Raw genomic sequence first — 19,211 nt, forward strand, 5'->3', positions numbered from 1 at the left:
ACCCCGCCACGCCGCCTACCCTTGACGCGTGGCTCATCTCCTCGGCGCCGAGAACCTGCATCTCGAGTTCCCCACCAAGGTCGTCTTCGACAACGTCACCCTCGGCATCGACGAGGGGGACCGGATCGGCGTGGTCGGACGCAACGGCGACGGCAAGTCGACCCTCCTCGCGCTGCTGTCCCAGCGCCTCGAACCCGACGACGGCCGCGTCACGCACCGCCGCGGGCTGACCGTCGGCTACCTGGACCAGCGCGACATCCTGCCCGAGGGCGCGACCGTCGGCAGCACCGTCGTCGGCGACCTCGAAGAACACGAGTGGGCCGGCGACCCGAAGATCCGCGACGTCATCGGCGGCCTGGTGTCGGACATCCCGTGGGACGTCAGTGTCGACGAGCTGTCCGGTGGCCAGCGCCGCCGTGTGGCACTCGCGCGGCTGCTCGTCGGCGACTGGGACGTCCTGTTCCTCGACGAGCCCACGAACCACCTCGACGTCGAGGGCATCCAGTGGCTCGCCGAGCACATCAACCGTCGCTGGTCGTCGAACCAGGGCGGCATGGTGGTGGTGACGCACGACCGGTGGTTCCTCGACGCCGTGTCGACCGACACGTGGGAGGTCCACGACGGCGTCGTCGACCCGTTCGAGGGCGGCTACGCGGCGTACATCCTGCAGCGCGTCGAGCGTGACCGGCAGGCAGCCGCCAGCGAGCAGCGCCGCCAGAACCTGGCCCGCAAGGAGCTCGCGTGGCTGCGCCGCGGCGCACCGGCCCGGACGAGCAAGCCGAAGTTCCGCATCGACGCCGCGAACGCCCTGATCGACGACGTCCCGCCGATCCGCGACACGGTCGCGCTGGCGAAGACGGCGACCGCCCGCCTCGGCAAGGACGTCGTCGACCTGCTCGACGTCAGCGTCTCGTTCGACGGCACCCAGATCCTGGACCGCATCGAGTGGCGCATCGCACCGGGGGAGCGGACCGGCATCCTCGGCCCGAACGGCGCCGGAAAGTCGACGCTGCTCAACCTCGTCTCCGGCACGCTCGCGCCGACGAGCGGCCGGGTGAAGACCGGCAAGACGGTGCAGGTCGCGATCCTCGACCAGCAGCTCGCCGACCTGGCCCAGTTCGCGAACGACCGCGTGCGCGAGGTGGTCGCCCGCAAGAAGACGAGCTACGTCGCGGACGGCAAGGAGATGACGCCGGCGCAGCTGCTCGAACGCCTCGGCTTCACGGCGGAGCAGCTCTCCACGCCGGTCAAGGACCTGTCCGGTGGCCAGAAGCGCCGCCTGCAGCTCATGCTCATCCTGCTCGACGAGCCGAACGTGCTGATCCTCGACGAGCCCACGAACGACCTCGACACCGACATGCTCGCCGCCATGGAGGACCTGCTCGACACCTGGCCGGGCACCCTGCTGGTCGTCTCCCACGACCGGTACCTGCTCGAGCGCGTCACCGACCAGCAGTACGCCGTGCTCGGCGGGCACCTGCGGCACCTGCCCGGCGGCGTCGACGAGTACATGCGGCTCCGTGCGGCCGGCACCGGTGGCGGGACCGCTTCTGCGGCTGCCGCCGCGTCTGCCGGGAGGCCCGACACCGCAGGCGGGACCGGCTCGGCCGGTGCCGTGGCCGGATCCAGTGCGTCGGCCGGTTCCGGCGCGTCGGCTGCGGCGGCCTCGGGCCTGTCGGGCGCGGAGCGTCGGACGGCTGAGAAGGAGATGTCGGCGCTGGACCGCAAGATCGCGAAGGTGGGCGCGGACCGGAAGAAGCTGCTCGACGATTTCGCCACCCACGACCAGTCGGACTACGCCGGGCTCGGGGAGCTGCAGGCGAAGCTCGCGGCGCACGAGGCCGAGATCGAGCAGCTCGAAGAGCGCTGGCTCGAGGTCGCGGAGCTGCTCGGGGTCTGAGTGGGTCTACTCCGCTGGCTTCGCGTCCTCGGGAGCCCCGCCGCCGGGGTTCGCGACGACCTCCCACAGGTGGCCGTCCGGGTCCTGGAAGAACCCGGACCACATGCCCCAGGGCCGCGTGTACGGGGGAGCGAGCATCGTCGCGCCGGCGATCCGGGCCCGGTCGAGGAACGCTTCGGCGTCGGCCTGACTGTCGACGAAGTGCCCGATCGTCGCCGCGGGGCCGTCGGCGAGGGCAACACCAGAGTCCTTCGCCATGTCGTCCCGCCCGTAGACGCTGACGATCAGACCGTCGTCGAGGGTGAACATCGCCGTGGTGCCGCCCGCTTCGGTCTCGTTCGGCGGGTACTCGGTGCCGATGACGCCGCTGCCCTCGATCCCGAGCAGGGCGCGGTAGAAGTCCGCCGATCGTGCGACGTCGGCGACGGCCAGGGTGATCGCGTGCATGGGCGGGAGGCTACCCCCGGTGCGCGGAGGCGTCTCCGCCGCAACGCCACAACGCCGCGGCCAGGGCGTCGATCTCCTGCCGTGCGCTCGGATCGTTCGTCCCCTCGGCGAAGGCCGTGAACACGACACGGTCCCCGGCGACCTCGTCGGTGACTCCCGTCAGGCCGTACATGTCGTCGAGCGTCCCGGTCTTGCCCCGGACGTGCCCGCGGGCGTCCGCTGCTGCGCCGGCGAAGCGGCCGTTCTCACCGAGCGTGCCCGTCCGTCCGGCCACGGCGAGTCCGGCGTCGACCGGTGCGAGGCCGTCCCGCTTCGCGGCGACCGCCCGCATCAGCGTGGTGAGTGCCGAGGCGGGCACCCGGTTGTCCGGGCTGAGACCGGAGCCGTCCACGAGCCGCAGGCCCTCGGTCGGCACGCCGTAGTGGACGAGTGCCTTCGCGCTGCCGGCCTGCACGGCGTCGAAGGACCGACCGGCACCCTCGGCGATCGCGACGTGGCGGGCGAGCACCTCGGCGAGGGTGTCGTCGGAGTCGGTGAGCAGCATCCCGACGAGCTCCGACACCGTCGCGGACCGCACCGTTCCGAGCACCTGCCCGCCGGACGGCGCCGCCACCGAGGCCGTGTCCACCCGGACGTCCGGCCCGAGGAGCGCCGCGAACGCCGTCGCAGCGCGGGCGACCGCTCCGTCGCTCCGCATCGAGTACGACTCCGTCGGGTCGTCGCGGTCGCCGTCGACCATGAGCGCCGTGATGTTCGAGACGCTGCCGCTCGTGCGGGCGCTCTTCTGCCAGCTCGGGTGCCACGCCGGGCCGTCGAACAGGGCGGTGTCGACCTGCACCACGGTCACCGGTCGTCCACCGCGGGCGGCCAGCACCTGCTCCGCCAGGTCGTCCAGGTGCGGTGCGTGCGGGTAGACGCTGTCCTGACCGGACGGCAGTCGACTCAGTGTCGGGTCCCCGCCGCCGACCAGGACCACGGCCCCGGGGCGGGTGCCGTCGACCACCGAGGTGGTGAAGCGGTGATCGGGTCCGAGGGCGGACACCGCGGCGGCGGCCGTCACGACCTTCATCGTGCTGCCCGTCTGCGTCGGTTCGTCGCCGCGGTGCGTCAGGACCGGCTTCCCGGTCCGGGCCGATCGCGCATCGAGGAACAACGAACCGGCGTGCCAGCGGGCGGCGAGAGCATCGGCGGTGCAGCGCTCACCTGCCGCCGTCGCCTGGCGCTGCGCTCCGATGGCCGTGGCCGTCGCAGTGATGCCGGCGGCCAGCAGCAGGAGCACGACCGCGAACACGATGGTGTGTCGGCGGCGACGGATGAGGGCACGGAGTCTGGGCACGGGACCATCGTGGCGAGCATAGGGTTCGGCACACATCGAGCCGACGACCGAAGCGTGGCCATGGGCTTCGGTCCAGCGGGTGAAGCGGTCGCAGCGGTCGGTTCAGTCGCCGAGGCCGAGGATGAGTCGCCGGAGCAGCCCGGCCAACTGGTCCTGCTCGGCGTCGGACACCCCGGACAGGATGTCCCGCTCCGCCGTCAGCAGGTCCGCGATGGCCGCGTCGACCGCGATCCGGCCTTGGCTGGTCAGTGACACGAGGATGCCGCGGCCGTCCTTCGGGTCCGTCCGACGCCCCACGAGCCCACGCGCCGTCAGACGGTCGACCCGGTTCGTCATGGTGCCGCTCGACACCAGGGTCTGCTGCAGCAGAGTCTTCGGGCTCAGCTCGTACGGCTCACCCGCACGCCGCAGGGCGGACAGCACGTCGAACTCCCACGGCTCCATGTCACCGGCGTCGAAGGCCACTCGCCGCGCGCGGTCCAGGTGCCGCGCGAGCCGGTCCACGCGGGACAGCACCTCGAGCGGGCTGAAGTCGAGGTCGGCACGCTCACGACCCCACGCCGTGACGATCCGGTCGACCTCGTCCTGGTGCGGCATCCCTCCATCTTGGTCCATACATCCGAGCCGGGTCAGGATTCGACGAGGTGCATTCGGATCGTGGTGCAGCCCTCGTGGAGGAGACGCCGACTCGCCTCGATGCTGAGCGAGCGGAACTCCCCGTTTGCTAGCACCTCGAGGGGCTTTCGGTGGGGTAGGGGAACGGAGGCGATGTGGGAGACGAGCGCATCGATACACGACCTCGTGGTGACGGTGAGCAGCCGAACTCCCATGGCGTGCGTTTTCGACGCCGATCGGCTTAGTTGCAGGCCAGCATCGCGAACGGCGGTGGCGTCACCGTGATCCAAAGCGATCTGCAGTACATCGATCGCGCGGATGAGGTCCGTCCGAGCGGTAGCGAGTTCGCGGCGAGCCGAGTAGATGAGCCGTCCGAGAGCTCCGATACCGAAGAGGACGAGCGTAATGATGACGCTGACGGCTGTCGCCCCTAGACCCGAGAAGGCGGCGACAGCACCGAGTGCGTAGAAAATGATTGACGCGAGCAATGCATATCCGGGTACGAAAGCGCCCGATGTCCGTGCGACGAGCCCGGATCCGCTTGCCACCGACCGGAGGGCCATCCCCATCATCAGGAACATGACGGCCACGTAGCCTGTCAGGACGCTGAGGCCGACAACGACTCCGGAATCGGCCTTGTCGGCGCCGACCCAATGCGCGATCGGGTCCAAGCCGAACGACGCGATGAACGCAGCACCGATGGCAGCCGTGACCACCCCGAGGAAGGAAGCAGCCCAAAGACCTACACCCGCTAGTAGGGCAAACAGCCGAGAGAGCTTGCGCCGGGTTGAGACCCGGGTGTAGGTCGGTAAGACTAGCGCCCCTCCGAAAGCCGGGAGAAGGGCGATCAGCAGCGGCATCGTTGGAATCGGTCCTGCGGCAGGGGCGCTGACGACAAGCACGACGGCGAGCGTCATGGACACGCTAGCCATGACTAGAGCGGTGCTGGCGATAGGCAAACGAAGCAGCACCGGGCACTTCGGTTCCGGTAGCCAGACCTCCGCTCGATCGACGACGCTCTCGAAGAATGGAACCTCCGCTGGACGCCGTCGCTGGTAGCGCCCGAAATTGATACTCAGCATGCACGAACGGTAGCCAGTGCCACTGACGTGCGCTCGGCATGGGAGGATGGACGAGCACCCACGGGTGCGTTCCGCCTTGGTGTAATGGCAGCACGACGGCCTTTGGTGCCGTTAGGTCCGGGTTCGAATCCTGGAGGCGGAGCCGACGGCCGTGGCGGGCGGGGTGCTCCTGCGCGCAGCCCCGCCTCGCCGCACCCGGCGTCGTTCCCGGGCTACTTGAGCAGCCCCTCCTTGGTCAGCCAGTCCTTCGCGGCGGCCTGGGCCTGGGCCTTCTCGCTGCCCTCGACACGGTTGCGCAGCTCGATGAGGTCATCGGTCGTCAGCTTCTCGGACAGCTTGTTCAACGTCGACGCGAGCTTCGCGCTGTAGATGTCCTTGTTCAGGAACGGCAGGATGTTCTGCGACGCGATCAGGTTCTCGGGGTCCTTCAGCACGAGCAGCTTCTTCGTCACGAGGTCGGGTGACGTCGTGTAGATGTCGGCCACCTGCACGGTGTCGTCGACGAGTGCCTTGACCGTGTCGGGCCCGCCGTAGTCCTCGATCGACTTGAACGTGACCTTGTCCACGCCGTACGTGGACTTGAGCCCGGGGATGCCGTACGGAAGGGTGCCGAACTGCGGGTTGGCACCGAGCGAGAACGGCTCGATCTTCGACAGGTCACCGATCGACGTGAGGCCGTTCTTCTCGGCCTCGGCCTGGGTCACGACGTAGGCGTCCTTGTCCTCGGCCGGAGACGGCTCGAGCACCTGGAAGTCCTTCGGGATCTCGGTCTTCAGCGCGGCGTCGACCTCCGCTGTCGTCTTCGCGGTGGCCTTGGTGTCGTAGAAGAACAGCAGGTTGCCGTTGTACTCCGGCATGAGGTTGATCGAACCGTCCTTGAGCGCGGGGATCGTCGTCTGCCGCGGGCCCAGGTTGAACTTGGTCGTCACGTCGAACCCGGCGTCCTTCAGGACGAGGGCGTACATGTTGCCCAGGATCTCGCTCTCCGGGAAGTTGAACGAGCCGACCACGATCGGCGTGCTGCCCGATCCGCCGCCCCCGCCCGATGCCGGCTTCGTGGGGTCGGAGGTGGAACAACCGGAGAGTGCCACGATCGCCCCGACCGCGATCACACCCGCGAGGATGCGTGTTCTGGTGCCTGCTGTGAACATCAGTGGTCCCTTTCGTCGACGGAGAGTGCCGTCACCGCGCGGCGCCGGAGTGGCAGCGCGCGGACGTGTGTGCGGCGGCGGGTCTGCCCCTCGGGGCCGCGGCGGGTGAGGTGTTGTGCGAGGGCGAACAGGCCGTCGATCACGAGGGCGAGGACCGTCACGAGCAACGCGCCACCGAGGATGAGGTCGTTGTCGTTCAGACTGATGCCCGTCGAGATGATCGCGCCGAGCCCGCCCAGCGAAATGTACGACGCGATCACGACGGTCGCGATGACCTGCAGGACCGACGCGCGGATCCCGCCGATGATCAGCGGCAGCGACAGCGGGACCTCGACCTTGAGCAGGATCTGCAGCTCGGTCATCCCGACCGAGCGGGCGGCATCCACCGTCTGCGGGTCCACGGACTCCACACCGGAGTACGCCCCGGCGAGGATCGAGGGGATCGCCAGGACGACGAACGCGACGATGGACGCGATGAAGGCGGTCTGCGTGAACGGCACGGTCATCCCGATGATGACGAAGAGGGTGCCGAGCAGGCCCAGCGTCGGCAGCGCGCGCATGGAGCCACTGAAGGCGATGACGAAGCTGCGCCCGCGCCCGGTGTGTCCGATGTACAGGCCCAATGGCAGCGCGATCAGCGCCGCGATGGCGACCGAGATGAAGGTGTAGAGCAGGTGTTCGCCGATCCGGTCCTGGATCGGCAGCGGGGTCTGCAGGCCGGGGCGGTAGTTCGCCGGGTCGAGCAGCCAGGCGACCGCATGGAGGAAGAACTGCACGGTCAGGCCCCCCGTTCGATCGTCGCCAGCTCGGCTCGACGCCGCGACCGCCGCGACGGCTGCTGGATCCGTCGGGACCACGGCATCAGGATGCGACCGAGCGCCACCAGGACGGTGTCGAAGACGAGGGCGACGAAGAGACTCGCTGCCACGCCGACCAGGATCTCCTCGAGGAACTGACGCTGTCGCCCGTCCGTGAACAGGAACCCGATGTTCGCGGAACCGACCAGGGCGCCGACCGAGACCAGGGCGACGGTGCTCGCCGAGACCACCCGCATCCCCGCGAGCAGGACAGGACCCGCCAGCGGGAGCTCGACCGTCCAGAAGCGCCCCCACGCGGAGTACCCCACCGAAGTGGCCGAGTCCACGACGTCCGCCGGGACGGCGGCGAACGCATCAGCTGCCAACCGCACCATGATGGCGACCGCGTACACCGATAGCCCGACGACGATGTTCACGGGATCCGTGATGCGGGTGCCGAGCAGGTAGGGCAGGATCACGAAGAGCGGCAGGGACGGGATCGTGTAGAGCAGACTGCCGCCGCCGACGATGACCGATCGGACTGCCTGCCACCGGTTCGCCACCCACCCCAACGGCACCGCCACGACGAACCCGAGGACGATGGGCACGGTCGCGAGGCCCGCATGCGTGACGGTGAGGCCCCAGACGAGACCGAAGTTCGCGATGATCCAGTTCAGGTCAGCATCCCAATCCTCGTCGGACGACCAGCGATCGGGACCAGCGCCCCGCAGGAGCGCTGCGTCGGCCTCAGAGTAGTCGCGCCGCGCGGATCTGACCGGCCCGGAGCGTGCCCCGCACCGGAACCCTCGTCACTGGTGCAGGAAGTCCTGCCGCTCCTGCTCGACGACCGGCGCGAGCCGCACCCGGACCACCGGCCCCGAGTCCACGCTGGTGACGCCCTCGAGCGCGACCACGAGCGCTTCGGGGCGCTGCTCCCAGACGACCTCGCCGGCGTGGCCGAGCACGGCGACGGACCGGATGGTGCGGCCGAGCAGGCCCGAGGCCGACCCGAACGCCCGGATGCGGGCCGACCCGTCGTCGGGATCGGCCAGCAGGGTCGCGTAGACGGCATCGCCGGTGACGTCGTGGCGCGTCGTGAACCGGACGTCCTCGGCGGTGTACTCGACCGTGTCGGCGTCCACGAACGAGCCGGCGGGACGAGTGGTCGGCCCCTCGCCCGAGATCGTCCACGGCCGGGTGCCGTAGATCGCCTCGCCGTTCACCGCGAGCCACGAGCCGATGCCGCGCAGGATGCGGACCTCGTCCTCGGGCAGGGTGCCGTCGGCCTTCGGGCCGGTGTTGAGCAGCAGCACACCGTTCTTCGCGACCACGTCGACGAGTTCGGCGACCAGGTCGCGCACGGTCTTGTAGTCGTGACCCTCGATCCAGCTCCACGCGGTCTTCGCGATCGCGGTGTCGTTCTGCCAGACGGTCTCCGGTGTGCCGGCCATCGCTCCGCGCTCGATGTCGTACACGGCGCTGCCCGGCGCGAACGTCTCCCACTTGTAGTTGATGACCACCTCGCGGCCCCACTCGGCGGCGCGGTTGTAGTAGTAGGCCGCGAGGGTGCGGACGTACGGCTGGAACGCGGGCTGCTCGATCCACCAGTCGAACCAGAGCACCTGCGGGCGGTACTTGTCGATGAGCTCGACGGTGCGGAGCAGCCAGTCCTCCAGGAAGCGCTCGTTCGGGGCGGTCTCCTCGCGCTGCGCCGGCCCGTAGAAGTCGCTGAACCGCGGATCGAGCACGTCCGAGGGGGTCTTCGTCCCGCCGTTCATGAAGAACCAGTGCTCGGCCCGGTGGGACGACGCGCCACGGACCATCCACGCTTCGTCCGCGGCGACGAGGAGCTCGCCGAACACGTCACGCCCGGGCCCGAGCTGCGCGGCGCTCCACCGGGAGCGGTCGGTGTCGTACATCGCGAAGCCGTCGTGGTGCTCGGCGACCGGGACGACGAACTGTGCGCCGGCCTCGCGGAACACCCGCACCCACGCCGCGGCGTCGAAGTGCTCCATCGTGAACGAGGGGATGAAGTCCTTGTACCCGAACGCGTCGTGCGGTCCGTAGGTCTCGACGTGGTGGGCGAACTCCGGCGTGCCGGCGCGGTACATGTCGCGGGAGTACCACTCGTTCCGGAACGCGGGGACCGAGAAGACGCCCCAGTGGACGAAGATCCCGAACTTGGCGTCCTGGTACCAGAGCGGTGCGCGGTACTGCTGCAGCGACGACCAGGTCGCGTCGTACGGACCCGAGCGCACGACGGCGTCGACCGCGGCCAGGGCCGCGGTGTTGTCCGAAACGTCCACGGGCTCGGGCAGCGTGGTCGGGTCCAGCGGGGTGAGCGGTTCGTGCACGACGTGCTCCGATCGGTTGCGGCGGCTCGCGACGGCGGTGTCGGGAGCGTGAGACATCCTATGTCTGTTTGATCGGATGATCCGGGCTAGCGCGCCGCTGACAGCTGGTCGTCGTCCGCTTGCAGCCGCCGCACCTGCGGCCGGAACCAGAACACGAAGACCGCGACGACGTACACGGCTTCGAGCACGATGCTGAGCGGCACGTTCCAGTCGCGGACCGGCCCGTCGATCACGGCGTCGTTGAGGCCGTGGATCGCGGCGGCGCCGAGGTACGCGAGCACTCCGACACCGATCGCCCTGCCCGTCGGCAGCGTCTTTGCGGCGAGCCAGATGAGGACCGCGGCCCCGACGGTGATCAGCGGGTGCGAGACCTCGGCGATGATGCGGACGACGATGTCCATCATCATGACGAACGGCGCATCGGACGGAGCGGATCCGCCGTCGAGGATCGGGTCGAGCGAGGTGATGATGTAGCTGATGCCCTCGAGGAACCCCAACCAGGCGGCGGCGACGAACACGAGCCACACCGCCAGTCGCGGCGACCGGTAGGTGCGCGAGGACAGCAGCAGGATGACGGGCACCAGGAGCTTCAGGAACTCCTCGACGAACCCCGGCCAGACATGGCCGCCGGGCAGCAGGCTCGCGAAGCCGTTCAGGCTCCCGGCGAGCAGCATCGCGATGGTCCCCCAGGCGAGGCCGAGCCACAGCGCCTGCACGCGGTGGGGCAGACCGGCCAGGGAGACCTTCTGCCGGAAGTACCAGCCGAGGGCCACGAGCGGGACCCCGATGCCGATGATCGCGGCGATGACCACCACCACGAGCGCGTAGGGCGGCAGGCCGTCCCCGACCGTGGCCTCGCGGCCGCCGGCGAGCATCAGGCTGCCACCCCAGTACCCGAGGAGAGCACCGGCGGCAGCGCCCGCGAGGCCGACGATGAGTGGTGCGGTCCCTCGGGGTCGCGTCATGGAGCCGAAGTTACCAGCGCCGCCGCAGTGCTCACGCCGTCAGCCGCGCGCTGACCTCCCACAGCCGCCGGGCGTCGTCGGCGTCGAGCATCGCCGAGTTCGCGTCCGACGGGATGCTGTCTGCGGTGAGGGGGCGGACCTCGTCGTCGATCACCGCGACGTCGCTGTCCTTCAGGTAGACCCCGCCGACGCCGTCGAGCAGCGGGCTCGCGGCACCGAACACGAGGGCCGCCGCCCCCTGCTCGATCGTCTTCTTGCCGCGCTCGGGGTCGACGACCGTCGCACCGTCGTCGTCGACCAGCCCCTGCTCGCGGTACGAGGCGATCCGGGACTCGTCGTGCGGGCCCGGGCCGATGATCACCCCGGGGTGCGCGGCGAACGACCGGATGCCCCGGTCGGCGTACCGGCGGTCCAGCTCGACCGTGAACAGCACGTTCGCCCGCTTGGCCTGCCCGTAGGCGGCACCGGCGTCGTAGCCGCTGGCGAACGCCGGGTCCTCCCACCGGATCTGCCCGAAGCGGGCGGCGCCGGACGTGACGTTCAGGACCCGCGCACCACGGGCCTCCAGCAGGGAAGGGAGGAGTGCCCGCGTGAGCCGGAAGTGCCCGAGGTGGGACGTCGAGAACGACAGTTCGTTGCCGCGGGCGTCGAGCTGCCGGTCCGGGGTGAAGAGCATCGCGGCGTTGTTGACCAGGGCGTGGAGCGGGCGTCCGGAGGCCGTCCAGTGTGCGGCGAAGGCGTCGATCGACGCCGGGTCGGTCAGGTCGAGCTGCTCGACCCGGACGCCGGGGATGCCGGCGACGGCGGCGCTGGCGCGGTCGGTGTCGCGGGACGCGACGGTGACCGTGGCGCCGGCGGCGGCGAGGGCGCGGCTGGCCTCCCGGCCGAGGCGGCCGTGACCGCCCGTGACGACGACGTCCCGGCCGGTCAGGTCGACGCCGTCGAGGACGTCGGTGGCGGTGGACGATGCGGTGAAGGGGGTGGGGAGCGGGTGCTGGTCGGTGATCACGAGTGGTCCTCCTTGGAGTCGATGTGGCCGACGGCGTCGATGTGGCCGACGGCGTCGATGTGGCCGACTGCGTCGGTGTGGCCGACGGCGTCGCCGGCTTCGGCAGAGGCGACTGCGTCGGCCGTCGCGGACCACGCGTCGGCGTCGAGCCCGAGCGCCGTCCGGAGGAACGCCGTCGTGGTGCGGCGGACCAGGTCCACGCGCTCCGGGCTCTCGTCGGTCGTGGCGGTGGACGCGTAGTCCTGGATGCCGCCGAGCAGGTGCTCCCCGCCGTGCACGGTCACCAGGTGCCGGGCGCCGGGGCTGTGGTGGTAGACGTCGGTGAACCAGTCCGGCCCGCGCGTGGAGAGCCGGGACTGGTCGTGGTCCCCGGCGACGACGAGCGACGGTGTGCGCAGCTGGCTGAAGTCCGGGCTCATGAAGGGGAAGTGCTCCTGCGCGAACGGCGTCAGGTCGGGTCCACCGAACCCGGTGGTGGAGAGCAGGACCCCGGCCCGCACGCGCTGGTCGGTGCGGTCCTCGCCCGGCTGTCCGTCCGACCCGATCACCCGGGCGCCGAGGAGCATGCCGACGGACTGGCCGCCCCACGAGTGCCCGGCGACCGCGAGGTTCGCCTGGTCGACACGTCCCGCGAGACCGGGGACGGCGGCGACGAGGACGTCGAGGTCGTCGATGACCCGCTCGAGGTCGTCGACCCGGGTCTGCCAGATCGTCGGGTAGCGCGGGTCGTCGAGCGTCAGGCCGTACTTCGTCGAGTCGAGGAACGTGGGCTGGACGACGACGAACCCGCCTGCGGTCCAGTGGTCGACGAGGGGATCGCCGCCGGTCATCGACTGCCCGAAGCCGTGGGCGAAGACGATCACGGGAAGCTCGGTGCCCGTGATCGGGGCGGTGATCCGGACCTCGAGGTCGTGGCCGCGTGACGGCGCGGGCAGGGTGACGGGGCGCACGCTGATCACCTGGGTGTGCGGTGCTGTTGCTGGCATCGGGAGTCCTTCCGGAAGCGTTCGTCACTCGAAACGGAGCGACGTTCCGGAACGATACGGAACAGCGCTCCGGATTGCAAGCGAAACGGAGCCATGTTCCGTTCTGTGTGCAGACCGTGCGATGATCGGGGGATGAGCACGCCGTCGAACGACACCGCGCCCTCGAACGACACCGCGCCGTCGAACGACACCGCGCCCTCGAACGACACCGCGCCGCCCCGGCGTCGCCGCGACGTCGAACGGAACGAGCGGACGATCCTCGACGCCGCGGCCGGTGTCTTCGCCGCGTCCGGAGTCGGTGCGCCGGTGCGCGAGGTCGCCGCCGCTGCCGGCGTGGGGGTGGGTACGCTCTACCGGCACTTCCCGACCCGCTCGGACCTGGTCGTCGCCGTCTACCGGCACCAGATCGAGGCCCTGGCCGAGGCCGGCCCCGTGCTGCTCGACTCGGCGCCGACGTCGTTCGACGCGATCCTGCGCTGGGTGCACCAGTTCGTCGACTTCCTCGGCACGAAGCACGGCCTGGCGCGGGTGTGGGAGGGCGACGCCGACGGCTTCACCGCGCTGCACACGCTGTTCGTCGACGAGCTCGTCCCCGTGCTCGGCCGCATGCTCGACGCCGCTCGCGCATCGGGCGAGGTGGTCGCGTCGGTGTCGCCGTACCAGCTGCTCCGCGCCGTCGGCGACCTGGTCGCGTGGAGCCCCCAGGACCCGGACTACGACGTGCGGACGATCGTGACGCTGCTGGTCACCGGCCTGCGGCAGGCGCAGCCGCCGGTCACCCCTGCGCCGGAGACCGGCGCGTAGCGCGCCGACGACCGACGCGGAGCGCGCTCGGTCAGACCGCGTGCAGCATCGCCACGGTCCGGTCCCACAGCTCGCGCGCCAGGTCGGCGTCCTCGGCCTGCGCGTTCGGCGCCGCGACCTTGCGCTTCACGTAGTACTCGCCGGTCGGGTAGTCGCGACCGGGGGTGTTGTCGGCCAGGTACACGAGCGTGTCGGCGCCCTTCTCCGGGGTCGTCAGGAACACGTGGCGCAGGGGCGTGTGGTACACGAGGTACATCGGCGAGGTCTTGTCGTTCGAGAACCCGGTGCTGATCGTGCCTGGGTGGAACGCCGTCGACGTCACACCGCGGTCGCGGTACCGGCGGTCGAGTTCCTTGGTGAACAGGATCTGCTCGAGCTTCGAGTCGCCGTAGGCCTTGGTGGCCCGGAAGTGCCGCTCGGCGTCGAGGTCGTCGATGTCGACGCGGCCGAAGAGCTTGTTCGCGACGCTCGAGGTGTTGATGACCGTTCCGCCGGACGCGACGAGCCGGTTCATCAGCAGCTCCGTGAGCAGGAACGGTGCCAGGTAGTTGACCTGGAACGTCAGCTCGTGACCGCCGACGGTGACCTGGCGGCCCGCGCTGAAGATGCCGCCGGCGTTGTTGGCCAGCACGTCGATCCGCGGGCAGCGTTCGAGCAGGTCGTCGGCGAGCCCCCGGACGGCGGACAGGTCCGAGAAGTCGGCCACGAAGTGGTCGACGCCGAGGTCGCGGGCGACCCGCTCGGTCTTCGCGGGGTTGCGACCGACCACGACGACCTCGTTCCCGCGGCGGACGAGCTCCCGCGCAGCGGCGACGCCGATGCCGTCGCTGGCGCCGGTGATGACGATGGTCTTCGCGGCCATGGGTGCTCCTCGGGTCGGGGCGAGCGTGCGCTCGGCTCCGTCCGTCCTAGAGGTCGGCCCTGAACGGTGCACGTGACGGACGGGAGGCAGGTGGCGGGCCCGCCACGGGCCTCCCGTCCGCCGCCCGGTCGCCGCTCAGGCCGCGCCCGGCCCCGCCAGGTCGGATGTCTGCACGACGACGCCGAGGGCGGGGAACACCGACCGGAACCGGGCGGCGTGGGCGTCGGGGTCCGGGTCGTTGGTGGCGTCCTCGACGAGGACGACGTCGTAGCCCAGGTCGTACGCGGCCCGAGCCGTGGACTCGACGCCGAACGTCGTCGCCTGGCCGACCACGACCACCTCGGTGACGCCGTCGGCGCGCAGCCGCTCGTCGAGGCCGGTGCCGGCGAAGGCGCTCCACCCGCCGCGGGTCAGGTTGCCGTCGGCGTCGGCCCGTTCGAGCAGCAGGGAGCCGTAGGCGACCGGAGCCGGGCGGGGGCCGCCGCCGTACTGGGTGGCGCCTGCCGGGGTCGCGGCAGGGTCGTGGCGGATGAACACCACCGTGCCGCCGCCACCACGGGTGGCGCGGGCGAGGGTCTCGACGTTGGCCACGACGGCCTCGACGGGGTGGGTGCGCTGGTACGGCGCGGTCCCGGCCTGCAGGTCGACGACGATCAGGGCGGTGTGTTCGGTGCGGGTGCGGGTCACCGGTCCAGGGTGCTCGATCGTCGGGCGCGGCGCGTACTGCGTCTGCGGTATCCCGGTCGGTCCGCCCGGAGTAGTCCGGCACTGCTGGGCCCGGCGAGGCTCGGAGCATGGCCAGTAGCGGAGTCCCTCGGACCGATCCCCACGCATCCGTCCTCGTCGTCGGCGCCTCGGCTGCCGGTGTCGCGACGGCCGAGGCACTCCGCCGCCACGGGCACGTCGGCCGGCTGACACTGCTCGACGGCGAGACCGAGGACCCGTACGACCGGCCACCGCTGTCGAAGCAGTACCTGGCCGGGCAGATCGGCGCCGACGCCCTGGTGCTCCGCTCGACCGAGCAGCTCGCGGGCCTCGACGCCGAGTTCGTGCTCGGGGACCGCGCGGTCGCCCTCGACGTCGCGACCCGGACCGTGACCACGACGAGCGGCACCACCCGGGCCGCCGACCACGTCGTCATCGCCACCGGTGTCACGCCGCGTGCGATCCCGGGGGTCGGGCTCGACGGCGTGCACGTCCTCCGCACCCGGGCCGACGCGGACCGGCTCCGAGCGGGACTGCAGACGGTGCAGGGGCCGCTGCTGGTCCTCGGGAACGGCGTGCTCGGCAGCGAGGTGGCACAGACCGCCGCGTCCCTCGGCGTGGACGTCACGCTCGCGGGCAGCATTCGTGCGCCGATGTCCGGGCAGCTCGGCGGGTTCGGCTCGCAGTTCCTCGCGGCACAGCACGAGGCGGCCGGCATCCGGTTGCTCGGCGGGGTCCGCGCCGCGCGGGTGCGCGGCCGGAACGGTCGCGCGGACACGGTGGAGTTCGTCGACGGCCCGAGCCGTGCGGCCGACGTCGTCGTCGTCGCCGTGGGGTCCCGCCCGACGACCGGGTGGCTCGAGGCGTCCGGCTTGGAGGTCACGGACGGCGTCGACTGCGACGCGTTCGGAGCCGCTGCACCCGGCGTCTGGGCCGTGGGCGACGTCGCCCGTTTCCACCACGTCGGAATGGGGCGCTCGATGCGGCTCGAGAACCGCACGAACGCGACCGAGATGGCGCAGGTCGTCGCCGGAAACGTCCTCGGGCGCCGCGTGCCGTACACGCCGGTGCCGTACTTCTGGACGGACCAGCACGGCACCCGCGTGCAGGTCTTCGGGCAGATGACCTCGGCCGACCGGGTCACCGTCGTCGACGGGCACCCCGAGGACGGCCGGTTCGTCGCCGTGGCCGAACGCGCCGGTGAGGCGGTCGGGGTGCTCGGGTGGGGCATGCCGAAGCAGGCGCGGATCGCCAGCATGCGCCTGCGTCCCCGGTACGTGCCGGGAGCGGCGTCTGCCGCGTCTGCGGCGTCTGCCGCGTCTGCGGTGTTTGCCGCCGAGAGCCCGGCACCGGTCGGCTGACCGGTGCCGTCCGCTTCGGTCGCCTGACCGGGGCCGTCACCCGAACACAGAGGAGCAGACCATGACCGACCCACCGATCACCGCCGACCGACCGGACACGTTCCCGATGGACCGGCGGACCGCCGGGTGTCCCTTCGACCCGCCGCCGGCGGCCCGCGTGCTGCAGGAGGACGGCCCCGTCCACCGCGTGACGCTGGCCGACGGCCGCGAGCCGTGGCTCGTCACCCGCTACGACGAGGGCAAGCAGGTGCTGTCGAGCCTGTCCGTCAGCGCCGACGCGGCCAACCCGGGGTACCCCTCCGCCAGTGCCTCGGGCGGTGGCGGCGGGCTGTCCTTCATCCTGATGGACGACCCCGACCACGCCCGGCTGCGGCGGATGGTGACCGCGCCGTTCGCGATCAAACGCATCGAGGCGCTCCGCCCCGTGGTGCAGCGGATCACGGACGACCTGATCGACCAGCTGCTCGCTGGCCCGAACCCGGTCGACCTGGTCGAGGCGTTCGCGCTCCCGCTGCCGTCCCTGGTGATCTGCGCCCTGCTCGGCGTGCCGTACGAGGACCACGACCGGTTCCAGGCGCACTCGAAGACCATCATCCGCCGCACCACGACCGACGACGAACGGCAGCAGGCGTTCCGCGAGCTCGGTGCGTACCTGACGTCGCTGCTCCGCCGCAAGACGGCGGAACCCGGCGACGACCTGCTCACGGACATCGCCGCCCGGGTCACCGCCGGCGACATGACCGAGGGCGAGGCCGTGCAGATGGGGATCCTGCTGCTCATCGCCGGGCACGAGACGACCGCGAACATGATCGCCCTCGGCACGCTCGCCCTGCTCGAGCACCCGGACGAGCGTGACCGCCTGCTCGACGACCCCGAACCGGTGCTGGTCGCCTCGGCGGTAGAGGAGCTCCTGCGCTACCTGACCATCACGCACGACGGGCGCAAGCGCGTGGCGACCGAGGACCTCGACGTCGCCGGAACCACGATCCGCGCCGGTGACGGGGTGATCGTCGCGACGGACCTGGCGAACCGGGACCCGGACGTCTACCCGGACCCGGACCGGCTCGACCTGACCCGCAACCCGCGGAACCACGTGGCGTTCGGGTTCGGCGTGCACCAGTGCCTGGGCCAGCCGCTCGCGCGGGTCGAACTGCAGGTCGTGTACCCGACGCTGTTCCGTCGGATCCCGACCCTCGCTCGCGCGGTCCCGCTCGACGAGGTCCCGTTCAAGCACGACGGCGCCGTCTACGGGGTGTACGAGCTCCCCGTCACGTGGTGCCCCGTCGACCACCACACCACCACGAGCGCGAGCTCGACCACCGGAGGGAACGAGTCATGAAGGTCATCCTCGAACAGGACAAGTGCGTCGCGAGTGGCCAGTGCGTCATGGCCGCGATGGACGTCTTCGACCAGCGGGACGAGGACGGCATCGCCGTCCTGCTGACCGACGAGGTCGCCGACGACCAGGTCGAGGCGGTGCGGCACGCCGCAGCGGTCTGCCCGGCCCTGGCGATCCGCCTGGCGGACTGACCCGTCGGTTCCGTGCACACGACGGCCCGGTGGGGATCCCACCGGGCCGTTTTCCTGTGTGCGTCGTGCGCGGGGCTCCGCCGCCGTCACGACCCGTCGGCCGGGTGCGTGCACGCGTCGATCGCGGCGTACTCCCGGCTGAGTGCGGTCTGGTTCCGCTCGGTGCGCCACGACCGGATGCCGGGCGCTGCGGCCACGGCGGCGATCCACACGCCGGCACCGACGAGGACCGGCACGAGCGTCGGGTCCCCGCCGAGGGCGAGCAGACCGCCGAGCGCGACCGCCAGCACGGCGACCGCGGAACCCGCGGTGGCGACCACACCAGCCAACCGGGCCGGCTGCTGCTCGAGGGCGGCGATCCGGGCCAGCGCCCGCTCGGCACGACGCTCGAGGAGCGGTCGTGCCGGGTCGGGCCGGGTGCGCAGCCGCTGGAGCAGCAGGGACGTCGTGCCGAGCCGTCCGCCCTGCACGGTCACCGTCCAGCCGAACTGCTCCAGGGTGTGCCGGTGGAGCGGCACGAACGCGGTCGGCGCGTACAGCACCCGGGTCTCCAGGTGGCGGGGTACCGGCGCGTGCAGGACAGCGTCTTCCCGGGCGATGGTGTTCGTCATCGGGCTCGGCCCGCGCTCAGGCGGTCCGGCGGCGACTGGCCGCCTCGCACGCGCCGTAGACGACGTCGAACTGGCGGTCGACGGCCGGACGGATCCGCTTGGTGCGCGCCGCGCGGACGAGCTGGAAGGCCACGGGAGCGATCGCCCAGTTGACCAGCCCACCGGCCCCGACGAGGAACACCGTGACCGGGTCGAGCCCGCCGAGCAGGTCGGGGACCGCCACGGTGTCCTGCATGGCGAACACCGAAGCGGCCAGCAGGACGCTGCCGATCGCGCCGAGCGCGTACGCGACCACCGACGCCGCGGTCGTGCGGGAGCGTTCGAGGGCGTCGATCGTGGCCAGGGCGGCCTCGGCGTTCTGCTGGAGCTCGGTCAGTTCGACGGAGCGGACGGCACGGTCGCGGCGGAGGCCGAGGGTGCGCCGGCGGTTCAGTGCGCCCGTCCGGTCCGAACCGTCGGACGTCCAGCCGAAGTTGCGGTAGGTGTCCGCGTACAGGGCGTCCTTGCCCCGTGGGACCTCGACCGTGCAGTAGTCGTAGGTCATGGGGACGGTGTTCGTCGTGGTCAGCGTCATGGCGGTTCCTCCGGTCGGTGCCGGATCGTTCCGGCCTGGTGTCGATCGTCCCGGGGACGGGCCGCGGGCAGGTCCCCGATCGGTGGTACCCCCGACTACTGCGTTCGCAGTAGCCGGACCGC

At 71.2% G+C, this 19,211-nt stretch carries 20 protein-coding genes and 1 tRNA gene; 6 read left to right on the plus strand and 15 right to left on the minus strand.

Annotated features, from left to right (window positions below):
* The first annotated feature begins 28 nt into the window (after positions 1-28).
* Positions 29-1,900, plus strand: a complete 1,872-nt coding sequence (locus tag GVL05_RS12985) for an ABC-F family ATP-binding cassette domain-containing protein (protein ID WP_123293713.1) — start codon at positions 29-31, stop codon at positions 1,898-1,900.
* Positions 1,901-1,906: 6 nt separating this feature from the next.
* Here the strand turns inward: GVL05_RS12985 and GVL05_RS12990 are convergent, their stop codons facing one another.
* The 4 genes from GVL05_RS12990 to GVL05_RS13005 form a co-directional block, all read right to left on the minus strand.
* The gene (locus GVL05_RS12990) at positions 1,907-2,347 is read right to left on the minus strand and encodes a VOC family protein (RefSeq protein WP_123340194.1); all 441 of its coding nucleotides are present in this window, start codon (positions 2,345-2,347) and stop codon (positions 1,907-1,909) included.
* 10 nt (positions 2,348-2,357) lie between these two features.
* Positions 2,358-3,683, minus strand: coding sequence for a D-alanyl-D-alanine carboxypeptidase/D-alanyl-D-alanine-endopeptidase (dacB, locus tag GVL05_RS12995; RefSeq protein ID WP_235035973.1), 1,326 nt, complete (start codon positions 3,681-3,683; stop codon positions 2,358-2,360).
* 102 nt (positions 3,684-3,785) lie between these two features.
* On the minus strand, positions 3,786-4,280 hold the full coding sequence (locus tag GVL05_RS13000; protein ID WP_159573366.1) for a MarR family winged helix-turn-helix transcriptional regulator: 495 nt from the start codon (positions 4,278-4,280) through the stop codon (positions 3,786-3,788).
* A gap of 32 nt (positions 4,281-4,312) precedes the next feature.
* Positions 4,313-5,215 (minus strand): hypothetical protein, encoded by a 903-nt coding sequence (locus GVL05_RS13005; RefSeq protein WP_159573367.1) that lies wholly within the window; start codon positions 5,213-5,215, stop codon positions 4,313-4,315.
* A 235-nt stretch (positions 5,216-5,450) separates the two neighbouring features.
* Here GVL05_RS13005 and GVL05_RS13010 point away from each other — a divergent pair.
* Positions 5,451-5,522, plus strand: a tRNA-Gln gene (locus GVL05_RS13010).
* A 70-nt stretch (positions 5,523-5,592) separates the two neighbouring features.
* Here GVL05_RS13010 and GVL05_RS13015 read toward each other — a convergent pair.
* The 7 genes from GVL05_RS13015 to GVL05_RS13045 form a co-directional block, all read right to left on the minus strand.
* Entirely contained in the window at positions 5,593-6,531 is a 939-nt protein-coding gene (locus tag GVL05_RS13015) for an ABC transporter substrate-binding protein (protein WP_159573368.1), read from the minus strand.
* Complete coding sequence (locus GVL05_RS13020; protein WP_159573369.1) at positions 6,531-7,307, minus strand: ABC transporter permease; 777 nt, start codon at positions 7,305-7,307, stop codon at positions 6,531-6,533. Before GVL05_RS13020 ends, GVL05_RS13015 begins: the two co-directional genes overlap by 1 nt.
* A 2-nt stretch (positions 7,308-7,309) precedes the next feature.
* Positions 7,310-7,936, minus strand: coding sequence for an ABC transporter permease subunit (locus tag GVL05_RS13025; RefSeq protein WP_327785643.1), 627 nt, complete (start codon positions 7,934-7,936; stop codon positions 7,310-7,312).
* 201 nt (positions 7,937-8,137) lie between these two features.
* On the minus strand, positions 8,138-9,739 hold the full coding sequence (locus GVL05_RS13030; protein WP_159573370.1) for an alpha-L-fucosidase: 1,602 nt from the start codon (positions 9,737-9,739) through the stop codon (positions 8,138-8,140).
* 29 nt (positions 9,740-9,768) lie between these two features.
* Positions 9,769-10,647: a PrsW family glutamic-type intramembrane protease gene (locus GVL05_RS13035; RefSeq protein WP_132099479.1), complete on the minus strand. Its 879-nt coding sequence runs from the start codon at positions 10,645-10,647 to the stop codon at positions 9,769-9,771.
* A gap of 31 nt (positions 10,648-10,678) precedes the next feature.
* Positions 10,679-11,656 (minus strand): SDR family NAD(P)-dependent oxidoreductase, encoded by a 978-nt coding sequence (locus tag GVL05_RS13040; RefSeq protein ID WP_159573371.1) that lies wholly within the window; start codon positions 11,654-11,656, stop codon positions 10,679-10,681.
* Positions 11,653-12,642 carry a chlorophyllase gene (locus GVL05_RS13045; protein ID WP_159573372.1) on the minus strand — a complete coding sequence of 330 codons (990 nt, stop codon included), beginning with the start codon at positions 12,640-12,642 and terminating at the stop codon, positions 11,653-11,655. The genes GVL05_RS13040 and GVL05_RS13045 overlap by 4 nt, the downstream gene beginning before the upstream one ends.
* Before the next feature lie 132 nt (positions 12,643-12,774).
* On the opposite strand from GVL05_RS13045, the gene GVL05_RS13050 reads away from it, so the two are divergent.
* Positions 12,775-13,446, plus strand: a complete 672-nt coding sequence (locus tag GVL05_RS13050; protein WP_235035974.1) for a TetR/AcrR family transcriptional regulator — start codon at positions 12,775-12,777, stop codon at positions 13,444-13,446.
* Positions 13,447-13,477: 31 nt separating this feature from the next.
* Here GVL05_RS13050 and GVL05_RS13055 read toward each other — a convergent pair whose 3' ends face one another.
* Both GVL05_RS13055 and GVL05_RS13060 read right to left on the minus strand, forming a co-directional pair.
* Complete coding sequence (locus GVL05_RS13055) at positions 13,478-14,308, minus strand: SDR family NAD(P)-dependent oxidoreductase (RefSeq protein ID WP_159573373.1); 831 nt, start codon at positions 14,306-14,308, stop codon at positions 13,478-13,480.
* A gap of 135 nt (positions 14,309-14,443) precedes the next feature.
* The gene (locus GVL05_RS13060) at positions 14,444-14,995 is read right to left on the minus strand and encodes a cysteine hydrolase (protein ID WP_200849227.1); all 552 of its coding nucleotides are present in this window, start codon (positions 14,993-14,995) and stop codon (positions 14,444-14,446) included.
* Positions 14,996-15,102: 107 nt separating this feature from the next.
* On the opposite strand from GVL05_RS13060, the gene GVL05_RS13065 reads away from it, so the two are divergent.
* The 3 genes from GVL05_RS13065 (at position 15,103) to GVL05_RS13075 (ending at position 17,904) form a co-directional block, all read left to right on the plus strand.
* Positions 15,103-16,374, plus strand: coding sequence for an NAD(P)/FAD-dependent oxidoreductase (locus GVL05_RS13065; RefSeq protein WP_159573375.1), 1,272 nt, complete (start codon positions 15,103-15,105; stop codon positions 16,372-16,374).
* Positions 16,375-16,435: 61 nt separating this feature from the next.
* On the plus strand, positions 16,436-17,713 hold the full coding sequence (locus tag GVL05_RS13070) for a cytochrome P450 (protein ID WP_159573376.1): 1,278 nt from the start codon (positions 16,436-16,438) through the stop codon (positions 17,711-17,713).
* Positions 17,710-17,904: a ferredoxin gene (locus GVL05_RS13075; protein WP_123293815.1), complete on the plus strand. Its 195-nt coding sequence runs from the start codon at positions 17,710-17,712 to the stop codon at positions 17,902-17,904. The genes GVL05_RS13070 and GVL05_RS13075 overlap by 4 nt, the downstream gene beginning before the upstream one ends.
* 86 nt (positions 17,905-17,990) lie before the next feature.
* Here GVL05_RS13075 and GVL05_RS13080 read toward each other — a convergent pair whose 3' ends face one another.
* Together GVL05_RS13080 and GVL05_RS13085 are read right to left on the minus strand one after the other, a co-directional pair.
* Positions 17,991-18,515, minus strand: a complete 525-nt coding sequence (locus tag GVL05_RS13080) for a hypothetical protein (RefSeq protein WP_123939142.1) — start codon at positions 18,513-18,515, stop codon at positions 17,991-17,993.
* A gap of 16 nt (positions 18,516-18,531) precedes the next feature.
* Positions 18,532-19,089 (minus strand): hypothetical protein, encoded by a 558-nt coding sequence (locus GVL05_RS13085; RefSeq protein WP_159573377.1) that lies wholly within the window; start codon positions 19,087-19,089, stop codon positions 18,532-18,534.
* Positions 19,090-19,211: the final 122 nt, after the last annotated feature.

Origin of the sequence: Curtobacterium sp. 18060, assembly GCF_902706105.1 — a bacterium.
Lineage (GTDB): Bacteria > Actinomycetota > Actinomycetes > Actinomycetales > Microbacteriaceae > Curtobacterium.